The organism is Streptomyces sp. WG5 (assembly GCF_049974565.1).
Classification (GTDB): domain Bacteria; phylum Actinomycetota; class Actinomycetes; order Streptomycetales; family Streptomycetaceae; genus Streptomyces.
Genome location: NZ_JBNGGC010000021.1, coordinates 14,928 through 28,774 on the forward strand (window position 1 = coordinate 14,928; position 13,847 = coordinate 28,774).

Here is a 13,847-nt window from a genome sequence, read left to right on the forward strand (position 1 = left end):
ATGAGCCACCCCGTTGACAATGCTGTCAGCGCTGTCCGTGCGTACATCGAGCAGCACCGCGCCGCCTTCCTCGACGACCTCGTCGACTGGCTGCGCATACCGTCCGTGTCGGCCCAGCCCGACCATGCGACCGATGTGCGCCGCAGCGCCGACTGGCTCGCCGCCAAACTGAAGGAGACCGGCTTCCCGACCGCCGAGGTCTGGCCGACCGAGGGCGCCCCGGCCGTCTTCGCCGAGTGGCCCTCCGGTGACCCGCAGGCACCGACGATCCTCGTCTACGGCCATCACGACGTGCAGCCCGCCGCACGCGAGGACGGCTGGGACAGCGACCCCTTCGAGCCCGTGGTCCGTGAGAACCGCCTCTACGCGCGCGGGGCGGCCGACGACAAGGGGCAGGTGTTCTTCCACACACTCGGCGTCCGTGCCCACCTCGCCGCCACCGGCCGCACCGCCCCCGCGGTGAACCTCAAACTGCTGATCGAGGGCGAGGAGGAGTCCGGCTCCCCGCACTTCCACGCCCTGGTCGAGGAGCGCGCCGCACGGCTCGGCGCCGACGCGGTGATCGTCTCCGACACCGGCATGTGGTCCGAGGACACCCCTACGGTGTGCACGGGCATGCGCGGCCTCGCCGAGTGCGAGATCCGGCTGCACGGCCCCGACCAGGACATCCACTCGGGCTCCTTCGGCGGTGCGGTCCCCAACCCGGCCACCGCCGTCGCCCGCCTCGTCGCCGCCCTGCACGACGAGCACGCGCGCGTGGCGGTCCCCGGCTTCTACGACGGCGTGATCGAACTCACCGACCACGAACGCGACCTCTTCGCCGAGCTGCCCTTCGACGAGCCGCAGTGGCTGCGCACGGCCAAGTCGTACGCCGCCCACGGCGAGGCCGGGCACACCACCCTGGAACGCGTCTGGGCCCGCCCCACCGCCGAGGTCAACGGCATCGGCGGCGGCTACCAGGGCCCGGGCAGCAAGACGATCATCCCGTCGTCCGCCATGGTGAAGCTCTCCTTCCGGCTGGTCGCGGGCCAGGACCCCGACCACGTCGAGAAGGCCGTCCGCGCCTGGGCCGCCGAGCAGGTGCCCCCCGGAATCCGCTGCGAGATCACCTTCGGCTCGGCCACGCGACCGTGCCTGACGCCGCTGGACCACCCGGCCCTGCAGTCGGTGGTCCGCGCCATGGGCCGGGCCTTCGGCACACCGGTCCGCTTCACCCGTGAGGGCGGCTCGGGCCCGGCCGCCGACCTCCAGGAGGTCCTCGGCACACCGGTGCTCTTCCTCGGCATCTCCGTCCCGTCCGACGGCTGGCACGCCCCCGACGAGAAGGTGGAGCTGGACCTGCTCCTCAAGGGCGTCGAGGCCTCCGCCCACCTGTGGGGTGACCTGGCGGAACACTGGCGCCACGCGCCCTGAACGCTCCGCACGGCCGTGGTCAGGACCGGCATCGCGGGCGCGGCACACTGGAGGGGCCGCCCCGCGCCGCCGAGCTCTCCGGACCCGGTCGCCACCCGTCGTACGACCCGCTGAACCGCCTGCCGCACCGAACCGCTCACCGGGGGAGTTGGAAGCACCCGTGACCACCTGGACCGACCACACCGCCGACCGTCCCATCTCGCTCACCGCCCCGAGCGGAATCGACCGCGCCGCCCACCACCGCCTCGACGAGGCATGGCTCGCCGCGGCGTGGAGCCATCCCTCGACGCGCTGCTTCGTGGTCTCCGGCGGCCAGGCCCTCATCGACGAGACGCCCGACGGGCGCACCGAACTCGTCATGACCCCGTCCTTCGAGGCCCCGCTCACCGAGGCGCACCGCTACTTCCTGGGCACGGACGAGGACGGCGTCAGCTACTTCGCCCTCCAGAAGGACACCCTGCCCGGGCGCATGGACCAGTCCGCCCGCCCCGCGGGCCTGCGCGAGGCGGGCCTGCTCCTGTCACCCCGCGATGCGGGTCTGATGGCCCACGCGGTCGCCCTGGAGAACTGGCAGCGCCTGCACCGGTTCTGCTCCCGCTGCGGCGAGCGCACCGTCATCGCCGCGGCCGGTCATATCCGGCGCTGCCCCGCCTGCGGCGCCGAGCACTATCCGCGCACCGACCCCGCGGTGATCATGGCGGTGACGGACGGGGAGGACCGTATCCTGCTCGGCCGCCAGGTCCACTGGCCCGAGGGCCGCTTCTCGACGCTCGCCGGCTTCGTGGAGCCCGGTGAGTCCATCGAGCAGTCGGTCCGCCGCGAGGTCTACGAGGAGGCCGGCATCACCGTCGGCCCCGTCGAGTACGTCGCCAGCCAGCCCTGGCCGTTCCCGTCCAGCCTGATGCTGGGCTTCATGGCCCACGCCACCTCGACCGACATCAACGTCGACGGCGACGAGATCCACGAGGCCCGCTGGTTCTCCCGCGACGAGCTGGGCGCCGCCTTCGACTCCGGCGAGGTGCTGCCGCCCTACGGCATCTCCATCGCGGCGCGCCTCATCGAGCTCTGGTACGGCAAGCCACTGCCGACGCGCGGCTCCTTCTGAGACAGGCCGACGCGTAAGGGGTGGCCTCCCCGGTGAGGAGGCCACCCCCTTACGCGTCTCGAACGTCTGCCGTGCCACCGCGCAGGCGTGTCCAGGGCCGGGACGTGGCGGCCGTTGCTGACCCGTGTGGGCCGTGGCGGACGCCGCCAGAACGGCGGCCGGGCCGACCACGGTGAGTACGCCCCGGAGCGGTCCCGCCGTGATGCCGCCGACTGTGCGCAGGTCGTCCTGCCGGCCGGAGGCGATGGCTCGCTTCGTCACCACCGCCGTGTCCGGGCCCACGGCGCGGCAGGCGCGCACACGAAACCCCCGACCGACCCCTCTTGGGATCGGTCGGGGGTTTCGTGTGCGCCGGCGTCAGACCGCGAGAGCCTGCTTCACCTGGGCAAGGCTCGGGTTGGTCATCACGACCTCGTCGCCACCCGTGGACGGAACCACCCGGACAGTGGGTACCGTCTGGTTTCCGCCGTTCGCCTTCTCCACGTACGCGGCGGACTCCGGGTCCTGCTCGATGTTGATCTCGGTGTAGGCGATGCCCTCGCGGTCCATCTGGCTCTTCAGCCGACGGCAGTAGCCGCACCACGTGGTGCTGTACATCGTCACAGTGCCCGGCATGTCTATCGCGCTCCTTCGGCGGCTCGGGAATGAGGTCGCACGGAGGGAACGTCCTCGGCGGCGCCACCATTCCCGGCGTGACCAAGGCACGTGACGCCCGTCGCATTGATACGACTATCAGTGGGTGCCTGTGGACAACCGACTCACCCGTCTCCCGCGACCTGGCAGCATGGCGGTGTGACAGCAGCAACGCACTCCACCCTCTTCCCGCAGGTACCGGACTCGGCCGACGCGGTGCTCGAAGGGCTCGACCCCGAGCAGCGCGAGGTGGCGACCGCCCTGCGCGGCCCGGTGTGCGTGCTGGCGGGCGCCGGTACCGGCAAGACCCGGGCGATCACCCACCGCATCGCCTACGGGGTACGCGCGGGGATCCTCCAGCCCTCCAGCGTGCTCGCCGTCACCTTCACCAACCGTGCCGCCGGAGAGATGAGAGGCCGCCTGCGCCAGCTCGGTGCCGCAGGCGTCCAGGCCCGTACGTTCCACTCGGCGGCGCTGCGCCAGCTCCAGTACTTCTGGCCGAAAGCGATCGGTGGCTCCCTGCCCAGGCTCGTGGACCGCAAGATCCCACTCGTCGCCGACGCGGCCGCCGCCTGCGGCATCCGCCTCGACCGGGGCGAGCTGCGCGACGCCACCGCCGAGATCGAGTGGTCCAAGGTGACCCAGACCGTGCCCGCCGACTACGCCCTCGCGGCGGCCAAGGCCGGCCGTGAGGTGCCCCGCGACCCGGCCGAGATCGCCCAGCTCTACTCCGCCTACGAGGACCTGAAGCGCGGACGCGGCGTCATCGACTTCGAGGACGTGCTGCTGCTGACGGTGGCCGTCCTGCAGGACCGCCACGATGTCGCCGAACAGGTCCGCGCGCAGTACCAGCACTTCGTGGTCGACGAGTACCAGGACGTCAGCCCCTTGCAGCAGCGCCTGCTGGAACTGTGGCTCGGCGACCGCGACGACCTGTGTGTGGTCGGCGACGCCAGCCAGACGATCTATTCGTTCACGGGAGCAACCCCCGACCACCTGCTCGACTTCCGCAGCCGTCACCCCGGCGCCACCGTCGTCAAGCTGGTCCGCGACTACCGCTCCACCCCGCAGGTGGTCCACCTGGCCAACGGTCTGCTCGCCCAGGCCCGGGGCCGGGCCGCGGACCACCGTCTGGAGCTGGTCTCCCAGCGTCCGGCGGGCCCTGAGCCCGTCTACGCCGAGTACACCGACGAACCGGCCGAGGCAGAGGGCGCCGCCCGCCGTATCCGCGAACTCATCGACTCGGGTGTCCCGCCCGCCGAGATCGCGGTCCTGTTCCGCACGAATTCCCAGTCGGAGACCTACGAACAGGCCCTCGCCGACGCCGCGGTCCCCTACCAGCTGCGCGGTGCGGAGCGCTTCTTCGACCGCCCTGAAGTACGCAAAGCCGGCAGTTCCCTGCGGGCCGCGGCGCGCTTCGGCGGCAACGACTCCCTCCTCGACGACGCCGTCGACCTGCCCTCCCAAGTGCGCGCGGTGCTGTCCGGGGAGGGGTGGTCCCCGCAGCCCCCGGCCGGGTCGGGTGCCGTCCGCGAGCGCTGGGAGTCGCTGGCCGCCCTGGTCAACCTCGCCCAGGACTTCGCCGCCGCCAGAGCGGGCGCCACCCTGAGCGACCTCGTCACGGAACTCGACGAGCGGGCGGGGGCCCAGCACGCCCCGACGGTGCAGGGCGTCACCCTCGCCTCCCTGCACTCGGCCAAGGGGCTGGAGTGGGACGTCGTCTTCCTGGTGGGCGTCACCGAGGGCATGATGCCGATCGCCTACGCAAAGACCGACGAGCAGGTCGAGGAGGAGCGGCGCCTCCTCTACGTCGGCGTCACCCGGGCGCGCGAACGCCTGCATCTTTCCTGGGCGCTCGCCCGCTCACCCGGCGGTCGGCCGAGCCGCCGTCCCAGCCGCTTCCTGCAGGGGCTGCGGCCCGGTTCGGGGACGGCCGGCGGACGTACGGCCGCAGGCGGCTCGGGAGGCGTGGAGCGCGGCTTCGGGGGAGGCGGTGTCGCGGCGGCGGTCCCCAGACGGGTGCAGCGGATCCCGGCCCGCTGCCGGGTCTGCGGGCGCACGCTCACCGACGCGGGTGAGATGAAGCTGATGCGCTGCGAGGACTGCCCGTCCGACATGGACGAGGGGGTCTACGAGCGGCTGCGCGAGTGGCGTGCGATCCAGGCGGGGCGCAGCGGTCAGCCCGCGTTCTGCGTCTTCACCGACAAGACGCTGATGGCGATCGCCGAGTCCGTCCCGGAGGACGAGCGCGAGCTGGTACGGATCCCGGGGGTCGGCGCGCGGAAGCTCAACCGGTACGGAGCGGATGTACTGGCCATCTGCGCAGGCCAGAGCGGAGTGGGGCTTGACGAAGGCGACTGATACGAACTCGTCGAAAAAATAGTTTGCGCATGCCCCGGGAATCCCCATAGGTTCTTGGTCACGGGAGCAGCGGCCTTCCCGAAGGCCCTGAATCCGTGTTGTACTTGCATATCCGCGGACTGGTTGGTCCCAGTCCCCCGAGACGCCGAGAGGAGGCGAGCCCAGTGATCAGCATCAACTTCAACACCACCGTCAGCTCCACCGCCAAACTGACCGATCGCTCGGCCGTCTCCCTGTGCATGCTCGGCGCTTCCAACCCGGGCACCGGTCTGTCCGGCATTCGTGCCGTCCTTCCGGCTGCCGTCTCCGTTGCCTCCGCGGGCCTTCCCGTCCGTGAGCGCGATGAGCGACCGACCGAGGCACTGGAAGCAGCAGTAGAGGCGCAGGCACAGGCCTATGCCTTTACCGCGACCGGTGCCGGTTCCCGGACGCAGACGACGCAGCACCACCTGATGTGGGCCTTCCGTGGGCCAGAACCCTGGAGTGATCCAGCCTGATCGACGATCAGGCCGGCGCCTTCAGGGCCGCGGAACCCCATCCGGGATCCGCGGCCCTTCTGTTTGTCCCCGAACGGGGACGACAGCACGAAGGAGCCTCGGGACAAGAAAAGAACCCGGTACCAAGCCGCCACCCGGCCGACCGGCCGGAACGACCAGACGAGGAAGAAACCCCGTGCAACTCGAAGCGCACGCCCCGTCCGTACCGCCTTCCGACACGATCCCCAAGCCCGTCCCCACGGAGGACTCCACCTTGACCCCGCTCACCGCGCTCACCGCGCTCGACGACGCCATCGAGAACCTCGGCGTGCCCGTTCCCTGCCGCTCCTACGACCCGGAGGTCTTCTTCGCCGAGTCGCCGGCGGACGTGGAGTACGCCAAGTCCCTGTGCCGTACCTGCCCGCTGGTCGAGGCCTGCCTCGCCGGCGCCAAGGAACGGCGTGAGCCCTGGGGCGTCTGGGGTGGCGAGCTGTTCGTGCAGGGTGTCGTCGTCGCCCGGAAGCGGCCCCGTGGCCGCCCGCGCAAGAACCCGGTCTCGGCATGAACACCGCAGGAACGATCGACCGTCCCCTCACGTACGACCCGAAGAAGCAGGCCCCGATGAAGCCGTCCACCCACGACATCACAGGCTCCACGCCTGAGGACTTCACCCCCAGCGACGCGAAGGACTCGCGTCAGAACAGGACCCGCGAGATGCAACTCATCCCAGAAGCCCTGGCTCGTGCGCATATGCACGACCGCCTGCAGCAGGCCGAGCGGGAACGCCGGGCCCTGCGCCTGGCGACCGCTCGCCGGATGCAGCGCCGGGCCGAGCGCGCCTCGATGCGTGCCCGGCGCGCGCTCGCCATGGCGGTCATGCAGTAACCCAGCCGCAGCCGAAGCACGGCCTCGCCGACAAGGGAGGCGAAGCTCCCCGTGGGGGCCGGTCCGTCCGAACGGGCCGGCCCCCACGGCGCGTTCAGCCCCGGCGGCTCATGCCTCCGCCGCCGTTTCCCCCATCTCGTACGCGTCCTGCGCCGCGTGCTCCTCCTCGGCCAGGAACCCGACCAGCCACTCCTCCAGCTCGTCACGCAGTCGCACCGTCGCTCCCAGCTGGCACAGCACACCGATGGTGCTCAGGGTCACCCGGTGAATCAGCAGGTAGGCCGGCGGCAGGTTGAGCTGCTTGGCCAGCTGGTAGGCGGGGGAGCGGGGGTCGCCGATCCGGGCCGCCTGGCTCCGCATCCAGCCGCGGGTGAAGGTGAACTCGTCGACCCGGGCAGGCTCGATGATTGGCAGCAGGTAGTCGAGGATGGCGTCGGGGTCCAGCTCTATCGACTCCTTGACGAAGCCCTCCGCGCAGAGCATGTCGTAGACGGCGTCCGCCTCGCCGTCCAGCGCCATACGCAGGGCCGTCCCGATGGGCTCGGGCAGGCCTCCCGGGAGGCGGTCGACCGTGCCGAAGTCCAGGACACCCAGGCGCCAGTCGTCCTCGCCGTCCGGCCCGCACGGCAGCAGCCGGAAGTTGCCCGGGTGCGGGTCGGCGTGCAGCAGGCCCGTGCGCGCCGGGCCGGAGAAGAGGAAGTGGGCCAGGAGCTGGCCCGCCCGGTCCCGCTGCTCCGGTGTGCCGTCCGCGATGATCTCCGACATCGGGACGCCGTCGATCCACTCGGTGACCAGCACCTGCTCGCACTGGTGGACGACGTCCGGCACCACGATGTCCGGGTCGTCCGCGAACTCCTCTGCGTGGGCTCGCTGGGCCTGCGCCTCCAGGGCGTAGTCCAGCTCCTCCGTGACCCGGTCCTTCAGCTCCTTGATCAGCGGCTTGATGTCCATGCCCGGTACCAGCGGGCCGAGCAGGCGGGCGAAACGGCTGAGCTGGTTCAGGTCGGACAACAGGGCCTCACCGGCGCCCGGGTACTGCACCTTGACCGCAACCTCGCGGCCGTCGTGCCACACCGCCCGGTGCACCTGACCGATCGAGGCGGCCGCGGCGGGCTTGTCCTCGAACTCCAGGAACAGCTCGTGCCAGTCCTCGCCGAGCCGCTCCGCGAGCACCGAGTGCACCGTGCGCGTCGGCATCGGCGGTGCCGCCTCCTGCAGCTTGGTCAGCGCTGCCCGATAGGGGCCCGCGACCTCCTCGGGCAGCGCAGACTCGAAGACGGACAGGGCCTGTCCGAACTTCATCGCCCCGCCCTTGAGCTCGCCCAGCACCTTGAACAGCTGCTCCGCGGTGCGCTGCTGCAGCTGCTGGCCGACGATCTCCGCGGACTCGCCCACGATGCGCTTGCCGAGCCCCCAGGTCGCCCGCCCGGCGAAGCCGAGCGGGAGCGCGGCGAGCTTGGCGGTCCGGGTGACCGCCTTGCGCGGAAGATCAGACATGCGCCCTCCAAGTCCCAGCCGGCCGCCCCGGTTCTGCCTCGCGGCGTACGTCCGCCGACGGCCCTTGCCCCGCCATTGTCGCGCGCCGGTCCCCGTCCTCGGGGGTGTGTTCCTGCTTACCTTTTCCGGCGGCTCCGCACGGGCACGCGGAGTGCGCCCGCACCGGCCGCGTGTGCCACCGCAGACCGGGCAGCGAGACCTCCCAGCGTGCGCCGACGCTCGAAGGTGTCCGGCCGTCCAGGAAGGCGAGCGCGTGGGCCGCCGCCAGCCCGGCGACCGCCGCGGCCAGAGTGAGGTCGCAGGGCCGCACCTGGCGCTGCTTGCCGGTCCGCCACTGTGCCACCAGACGGGGCCAGGCCGGGTCCCGGTCGGTGCGCTCCGCGTACAGACAGCCCGCGCACCCCGTCTCGCCGGGCAGGACGAGGGGGCCGACGACACCGGTCCCCTCCACGACACCGGCGTACAGGTGGGGCGTACCGGAGGCCATGAGGGATTCCGCGGAGGCGGGGTCGGGTGTGTGGACCGCGACGTCGTCGCGCGGGGCGACGACCACCAGTGAGAAACCCGGGACGCCCTCCTCGGGCGGCGTCGTGGGACTGCGGCGCGCCGGGCGGCCGGGGGCGGCCCGGCGGACGACACGGCGGGCCGTCTCGTCCCGGCGGTCGCCGACGGACTCGGCGGGAAGCCCGCCCGGGGCGACGTCCCACGGCTCGACGCGGCCGCCGTCGAGCACGTCGATCTCGCCGACGCCCGCACCCGACAGCAGGCCGGACAGCACCGCGCCCACCCGCCCCGCCCCCCTCACCCGCACCCGCAGGGCGCGCCGGGCGGCCAGGTGTCTCATCGCGTCTCCCGGTTCGGAGGTGGTGAGGGACAGGGAGGCCAGGTCGGGGCGGAGCCGGTCGAGCACCTCCTTCTTCTCGCGCAGGGCGTCGGCGTCCGGCCCGCCGCCCCGGGAGTCGTCGAGGAGGCCGGCCCGCGCCAGTCCCTCCACCACTCGGTCGACATGCCCTTCCGGCAGGTCCAGGCGGTGCCCCTCCTCGCGCAGGAGGGCCGGTCCACGGGTGCCGTTGAGCAGTTCGAGGAAACTGCCCGTAGCCGTGTCCACCGGGCCGAGCGTCAGTGCGTGCGCCGGTGTCATCCCGAACTGCACGGTGTTCAGATCGCGCCAGCCACGCCTGAGCGCAGGCTTCACCATCGGATGCATGCCAGGTCCCCCGTAGGTCTCCGAGAGTCTTCGAACGTCCCGTATGTCCGGCAGTGACCGGTCGCGCACCGGTCCGTGCGGTCGGTCGCGAATCCGCCGGCGAGTGCCAGCATGCCCTGATACGTGGCCGGGCGTCGTGAGTTGTCCACAGGCCGTGGGTATTCGTCGTACCAATCAGCAGGTACCGATCAGCAGGTACCGATCAGTCACTGTCGATCAGTAGTGCGAATCAGTCGTACAAGTCTGTCGCACACCCGTAGGAGGGGTGGCGGATCGGCGCCGAACCCATCCGGAGCCGGGACTTCCCCGTGTGCAGCGGGTAACGTCGTGGCGTGTCCGCCGACCCACTGCACCGCGCCGGGGCGCCCCAGCGCGCACCGACGAATTCGCCGCCGAACGGCTCGGGGACGAGCGCGATCGAGGTCCGCAGGAGTACCCGGCGACGCCGGACGGTCTCCGCGTACCGCGAGGGTGATCGCACCATCGTGCTGATCCCCGCCCGGATGTCCGAGGCCGAGGAACAACGCTGGGTGAGCGTCATGCTGGACAAGCTGGCCGCCCAGGAGAGCAAGCGGGTCCTCGGTGACGCCGAGCTGGCCGAGCGCGCGGAGCGCCTGTCGGGCCAGTACTTCGACGGGCGGGCACGGCCCACCTCGGTCCGCTGGGTCACCAACCAGAACACGCGCTGGGGCTCGTGTACCCCCTCCGAGGGAAGCATCCGGCTGTCGCACCGCCTCCAGGGCATGCCCGAGTACGTCGTCGACTACGTCCTTCTGCACGAACTGGCGCATCTGCTCGTCCCCGGGCACGGGCCCCGGTTCTGGCGGCTGCTGGAGGCGTATCCGAGGACCGAGCGGGCCCGGGGCTACCTCGAGGGCGTGGTCGCCGCCGACCGGCTGCCGCACGTGCCCGAGGCCCGCGGCGAGTGACGTGCACCTCCGAACGAGCGTGTCAGGGGTGTCCGACACGGCCGCGCACGGGTTCTGTACCGGGTCTGTACCGACTCCCGCCGGTGTCCGGGTTTGCCGTTAGCCTGGCGCGACGCACTCACATTCGGATGGGGGACGGTCGTAACGCATGGCCAGGGAATTCCAACGCGGCCACAAGGCCAGGATCAGTGACCTCACCGCGGGCACGGATCTGTACGTAGGCGTGCAGATCTCCGGCCCCGGACTGAGCTTCGACATCAGCTGCTTCGGTCTCGACGCCGACGAGCGGTTGTCGGACGACCGCTACTTCGTGTTCTTCAACCAACCGAAGACCCCCGAGGAGTCCATCCAGCTCCTGGGTGCGCAGGCGGGTGACACGGAGTCCTTCCGGGTCACCCTCGACAGGATCCCGCCGCAGGTCCAGAAGCTCTCCTTCACGGCCACGATCGACGGCGCCGGACAGATGTCGCAGGCCGGCCCCGGCTACATCCGGATCGTCGCCGGCGGCGAGGAGGTGGCCCGGTACCCGTTCAACGGCTCGGAGTTCTCCACCGAGCGCGCGGTGATGCTGGGCGACTTCTATCTGAAGGACGTGTGGCGGTTCGCCGCCGTCGGACAGGGCTTCGACGGCGGGCTGGACGCGCTGCTGAGGAACTTCGGCGGCGAGGTGGCCGAGGAGGAGGCGCCCGCGCCGCAGCAGGAGCAGCAGCCGCAAGCCGGTGCCGCCCCGGGTTTCGCCCCGCCGGCCCAGGCCTCTGCGCCCCCGGCGTTCGGCGCGCCTCCCACCCCGGCCCCGGCGCCCGCGCCGCAGCCCGCCCCCCAGGGCTTCGCCCCACCCCTCGGCGCCACGCCGGCGGTCCCCGCCCCGACGCCCGGGCCCGACGTGCACGCCGCGCAGACCATCGTCGCGCCCATGAACACGCCGCCCGGCGGATCCCCGGTGCCGCCCCCGGCCCCGCCGCCTGGTTATGGTCAGCCCCAGGCTCCTCAGGCTCCGGTTCCGCCGCCTGGTTATGGTCAGCCCCAGGCTCCTCAGGCTCCGGTTCCGCCGCCTGGTTATGGTCAGCCCCAGGTCCCTCAGGCTCCGGTTCCGCCTCCCGGTTATGGTCAGCCCCAGGTCCCTCAGGCTCCGGTTCCGCCTCCCGGTTACGGTCAGCCCCAGGCTCCTCACGGCGCCCCGCAGGGCATGCCCCAGGGAGCGCCGCAGGGTGCCGGGGTGATGGCCGCGCTCCAGCAGTTCAAGGAGACGGCGACCGGACAGCGCTGGACCCAGCAGAACAAGAAGCTGATCCGCGTCGACCTCGGCGCGGAAGGCCAGCCCGTACTCGCCCGGCAGGGCAGCATGGTGCTCTACCAGGGCAAGGTCGACTTCAGCTACAAGGGCGCCGGATTCGCCGGCCGGGTCGTGGGCAACGCCACCGGCCAGGAGATGCAGCTGATGCGCTGCACCGGCAAGGGGCAGGTGTTCCTCGCCGACAACAGCGCGATGCTGCACCCCATCGAGCTCCAGGGCGACGCCGTGTGCGTCTCCGCGGAGAACGTCCTCGCCTTCGACGAGAGCCTCCAGTACGAGGTCCGCCGCATCGAGGGGCACGGCATCCCCGGCGGCGCGCTGTTCACGATGCAGTTCCAGGGCACCGGCACGATCGTCGTCAAGACGCACGGCGTGCCCGTGGTGCTGCCGGTCACGCCCACCACCTTCGCCGACTGCAACGCGGTCGTCGCCTGGTCGGCCGCCGCCCAGGTGGTTGTCTCCAGCCAGGTGCGGATGCGCCGCAACTCCTACGCGGGTGACACGGGCGAGAGCGTCAACCTGCAGTTCCGGGCCGCGCCCGGCAACTTCGTCATCGTCCAGCCGTACGAGATCTGAGGGAGAGCCCGACATGAACCAGCCGCTCGCGGGTTACGCTCCCGCACCCCCGGTCGCCACCCGCATGGAGAACCACGGCAACCACATGCTGAAGGTCGCCATGCAGACCGGGAACGACCTCCTCGCGCGCGTGGGCTCGATGACCGCCTACGAGGGCTTCGTCCAGTACGAGCCCAACCCGCCGGCCGTCCGCCAGATCGCCCGCGACTGGGCCACCGGCGAGGGCGCGCCCCTGATGAAGTGCTCCGGCGACGGCCTGCTCTACCTCGCCGACTACGGCGCGAACGTCGTCGTCATCAACCTCAACGGCGACGGGATCTCCGTCAACGCCACCAACCTGCTCGCCTTCGACGCTCACCTCACCTGGGGTGTGGAGCGGGTCAAGGGCCTGGCGAAGTTCGCCGGCCAGGGCCTGTGGAACACCAAGATCTCCGGGCAGGGCTGGGTCGCGCTCACCTCCCGGGGCAAGCCGATCGTGGTCGACTGCGGCGGTGGCGAGGACGAGACGTACGTCGACCCGGACGCGCTCGTCGCCTGGTCCCCGAACCTGAAGGTGAAGGGCAAGCGCAGCTTCAAGGCGCAGTCGCTGATCGGCCGCGGCAGCGGCGAGGCCTACCAGATGGCCTTCTCCGGTCAGGGCATCGTCGTCGTCCAGCCCAGCGAGGACAGCACCGACCGCCTCCGGGTCCGGGGCTGAGGGGGAGCCACAACATCATGCAGAGCCCGCTTTTCGCCTACAACGACCAGCAGACCCAGGAAGCCTGGAGCCTGCAGAACAAGCACATGCTCCGGGTCGCCCTGGAGGGTCACGACGACGTGCTCGCCCGCAAGGGCACGATGGTCGCCTACCAGGGGCTCGTCGAGTTCGACGCCGAGTACCAGAGCACCAACCAGTCGCACGCGCGTGCGCACACCGGTGAGGGCCTGGACCTGATGCGCTGCCACGGGCAGGGCACGGTCTTCTTGGCCAACCTCGCCCAGTACATCCATGTGATGGAGGTCGACCAGGAGGGGATCACCGTCGACAGCAGCTACGTGCTGGCGATGGACTCGTCCCTGCATCACGAGGTCATCGCGGTCGACAGCCTGTACGGCATCTCCGGGTCGGGGAAGTACCAGCTCAACATCACCGGCCGCGGCAAGGTCGCCGTGATGACCTCGGGCGCCCCGCTGCTGATGCAGGTGACTCCCGACAAGTACGTCAACTGCGACGCCGACGCGATCGTCGCCTGGTCCACCGGTCTGCGCGTGCAGATGCAGGCCCAGACGCACTCCTCCGGGGTGTGGCGGCGCCGCGGCAGCACCGGCGAGGGCTGGGAGCTCAACTTCATGGGCAGCGGCTTCGCGCTCGTCCAGCCCAGCGAACTGCTGCCGCCGCAGAACGCCCAGATCGGGCGGGGCGTAGCCGCGCAGTACGGCATGGGTCAGCAGGGCACCCGTGGTCAGAACCAGGGGAACGTCTGGAGCTGAG

General features: G+C 71.2%; 13 protein-coding genes. 10 read left to right on the forward strand and 3 right to left on the reverse strand.

All coding sequences use genetic code 11. The features are described 5' to 3' along the window. Both ACP4IX_RS22335 and nudC read left to right on the forward strand, forming a co-directional pair. Entirely contained in the window at positions 1 to 1,413 is a 1,413-nt protein-coding gene (locus tag ACP4IX_RS22335; RefSeq protein ID WP_426522359.1) for a dipeptidase, read from the forward strand. A gap of 160 nt (positions 1,414 to 1,573) precedes the next feature. Next, positions 1,574 to 2,518 (forward strand): NAD(+) diphosphatase, encoded by a 945-nt coding sequence (gene nudC / locus ACP4IX_RS22340; protein WP_426522360.1) that lies wholly within the window; start codon positions 1,574 to 1,576, stop codon positions 2,516 to 2,518. A 357-nt stretch (positions 2,519 to 2,875) separates the two neighbouring features. On the opposite strand, the gene ACP4IX_RS22345 is transcribed toward nudC, so the two are convergent. Beyond that, on the reverse strand, positions 2,876 to 3,133 hold the full coding sequence (locus ACP4IX_RS22345) for a mycoredoxin (RefSeq protein WP_426522361.1): 258 nt from the start codon (positions 3,131 to 3,133) through the stop codon (positions 2,876 to 2,878). Between the two features lie 177 nt (positions 3,134 to 3,310). Here ACP4IX_RS22345 and ACP4IX_RS22350 point away from each other — a divergent pair, with 177 nt between their 5' ends. From ACP4IX_RS22350 to ACP4IX_RS22365, 4 genes are all read left to right on the forward strand, one after another. Further along, positions 3,311 to 5,512 carry an ATP-dependent DNA helicase UvrD2 gene (locus ACP4IX_RS22350; RefSeq protein ID WP_426522362.1) on the forward strand — a complete coding sequence of 734 codons (2,202 nt, stop codon included), beginning with the start codon at positions 3,311 to 3,313 and terminating at the stop codon, positions 5,510 to 5,512. A 164-nt stretch (positions 5,513 to 5,676) separates the two neighbouring features. After that, complete coding sequence (locus ACP4IX_RS22355) at positions 5,677 to 6,009, forward strand: hypothetical protein (RefSeq protein WP_426522363.1); 333 nt, start codon at positions 5,677 to 5,679, stop codon at positions 6,007 to 6,009. 175 nt (positions 6,010 to 6,184) lie between these two features. Then, positions 6,185 to 6,553, forward strand: coding sequence for a WhiB family transcriptional regulator (locus ACP4IX_RS22360; RefSeq protein WP_351390591.1), 369 nt, complete (start codon positions 6,185 to 6,187; stop codon positions 6,551 to 6,553). After that, entirely contained in the window at positions 6,550 to 6,873 is a 324-nt protein-coding gene (locus ACP4IX_RS22365) for a hypothetical protein (protein ID WP_426522364.1), read from the forward strand. Before ACP4IX_RS22360 ends, ACP4IX_RS22365 begins: the two co-directional genes overlap by 4 nt. A gap of 108 nt (positions 6,874 to 6,981) precedes the next feature. Here the strand turns inward: ACP4IX_RS22365 and ACP4IX_RS22370 are convergent, their stop codons facing one another. Then, entirely contained in the window at positions 6,982 to 8,370 is a 1,389-nt protein-coding gene (locus ACP4IX_RS22370; RefSeq protein ID WP_426556468.1) for an ABC1 kinase family protein, read from the reverse strand. Beyond that, positions 8,363 to 9,577, reverse strand: coding sequence for a TOMM precursor leader peptide-binding protein (locus tag ACP4IX_RS22375; RefSeq protein ID WP_426556469.1), 1,215 nt, complete (start codon positions 9,575 to 9,577; stop codon positions 8,363 to 8,365). Before ACP4IX_RS22375 ends, ACP4IX_RS22370 begins: the two co-directional genes overlap by 8 nt. Positions 9,578 to 9,909: 332 nt before the next feature. Between ACP4IX_RS22375 and ACP4IX_RS22380 the strand changes: the two genes are divergently transcribed. The 4 genes from ACP4IX_RS22380 to ACP4IX_RS22395 all read left to right on the forward strand — a co-directional run bounded on the left by ACP4IX_RS22380 (position 9,910) and on the right by ACP4IX_RS22395 (position 13,846). After that, positions 9,910 to 10,506, forward strand: a complete 597-nt coding sequence (locus ACP4IX_RS22380; protein WP_426522367.1) for a M48 family metallopeptidase — start codon at positions 9,910 to 9,912, stop codon at positions 10,504 to 10,506. A 148-nt stretch (positions 10,507 to 10,654) separates the two neighbouring features. Beyond that, positions 10,655 to 12,376 carry a TerD family protein gene (locus ACP4IX_RS22385; RefSeq protein WP_426556470.1) on the forward strand — a complete coding sequence of 574 codons (1,722 nt, stop codon included), beginning with the start codon at positions 10,655 to 10,657 and terminating at the stop codon, positions 12,374 to 12,376. Between the two features lie 13 nt (positions 12,377 to 12,389). Continuing rightward, entirely contained in the window at positions 12,390 to 13,073 is a 684-nt protein-coding gene (locus ACP4IX_RS22390; RefSeq protein ID WP_426522369.1) for an AIM24 family protein, read from the forward strand. A 17-nt stretch (positions 13,074 to 13,090) separates the two neighbouring features. Further along, entirely contained in the window at positions 13,091 to 13,846 is a 756-nt protein-coding gene (locus tag ACP4IX_RS22395) for an AIM24 family protein (RefSeq protein WP_426522370.1), read from the forward strand. The last annotated feature ends 1 nt before the right edge of the window (position 13,847 follow it).

Bases quoted from the DNA above. Each gene is read 5' to 3' on its own strand.
- ACP4IX_RS22335 (WP_426522359.1), top strand. From the start codon at position 1: ATGAGCCACCCCGTTGACAATGCTGTCAGCGCTGTCCGTGCGTACATC.
- ACP4IX_RS22345 (WP_426522361.1), bottom strand. From the start codon at position 3,133: ATGCCGGGCACTGTGACGATGTACAGCACCACGTGGTGCGGCTACTGC.
- ACP4IX_RS22365 (WP_426522364.1), top strand. From the start codon at position 6,550: ATGAACACCGCAGGAACGATCGACCGTCCCCTCACGTACGACCCGAAG.
- ACP4IX_RS22370 (WP_426556468.1), bottom strand. From the start codon at position 8,370: ATGTCTGATCTTCCGCGCAAGGCGGTCACCCGGACCGCCAAGCTCGCC.
- ACP4IX_RS22375 (WP_426556469.1), bottom strand. From the start codon at position 9,577: ATGCATCCGATGGTGAAGCCTGCGCTCAGGCGTGGCTGGCGCGATCTG.
- ACP4IX_RS22385 (WP_426556470.1), top strand. From the start codon at position 10,655: ATGGCCAGGGAATTCCAACGCGGCCACAAGGCCAGGATCAGTGACCTC.
- ACP4IX_RS22390 (WP_426522369.1), top strand. From the start codon at position 12,390: ATGAACCAGCCGCTCGCGGGTTACGCTCCCGCACCCCCGGTCGCCACC.
- ACP4IX_RS22395 (WP_426522370.1), top strand. From the start codon at position 13,091: ATGCAGAGCCCGCTTTTCGCCTACAACGACCAGCAGACCCAGGAAGCC.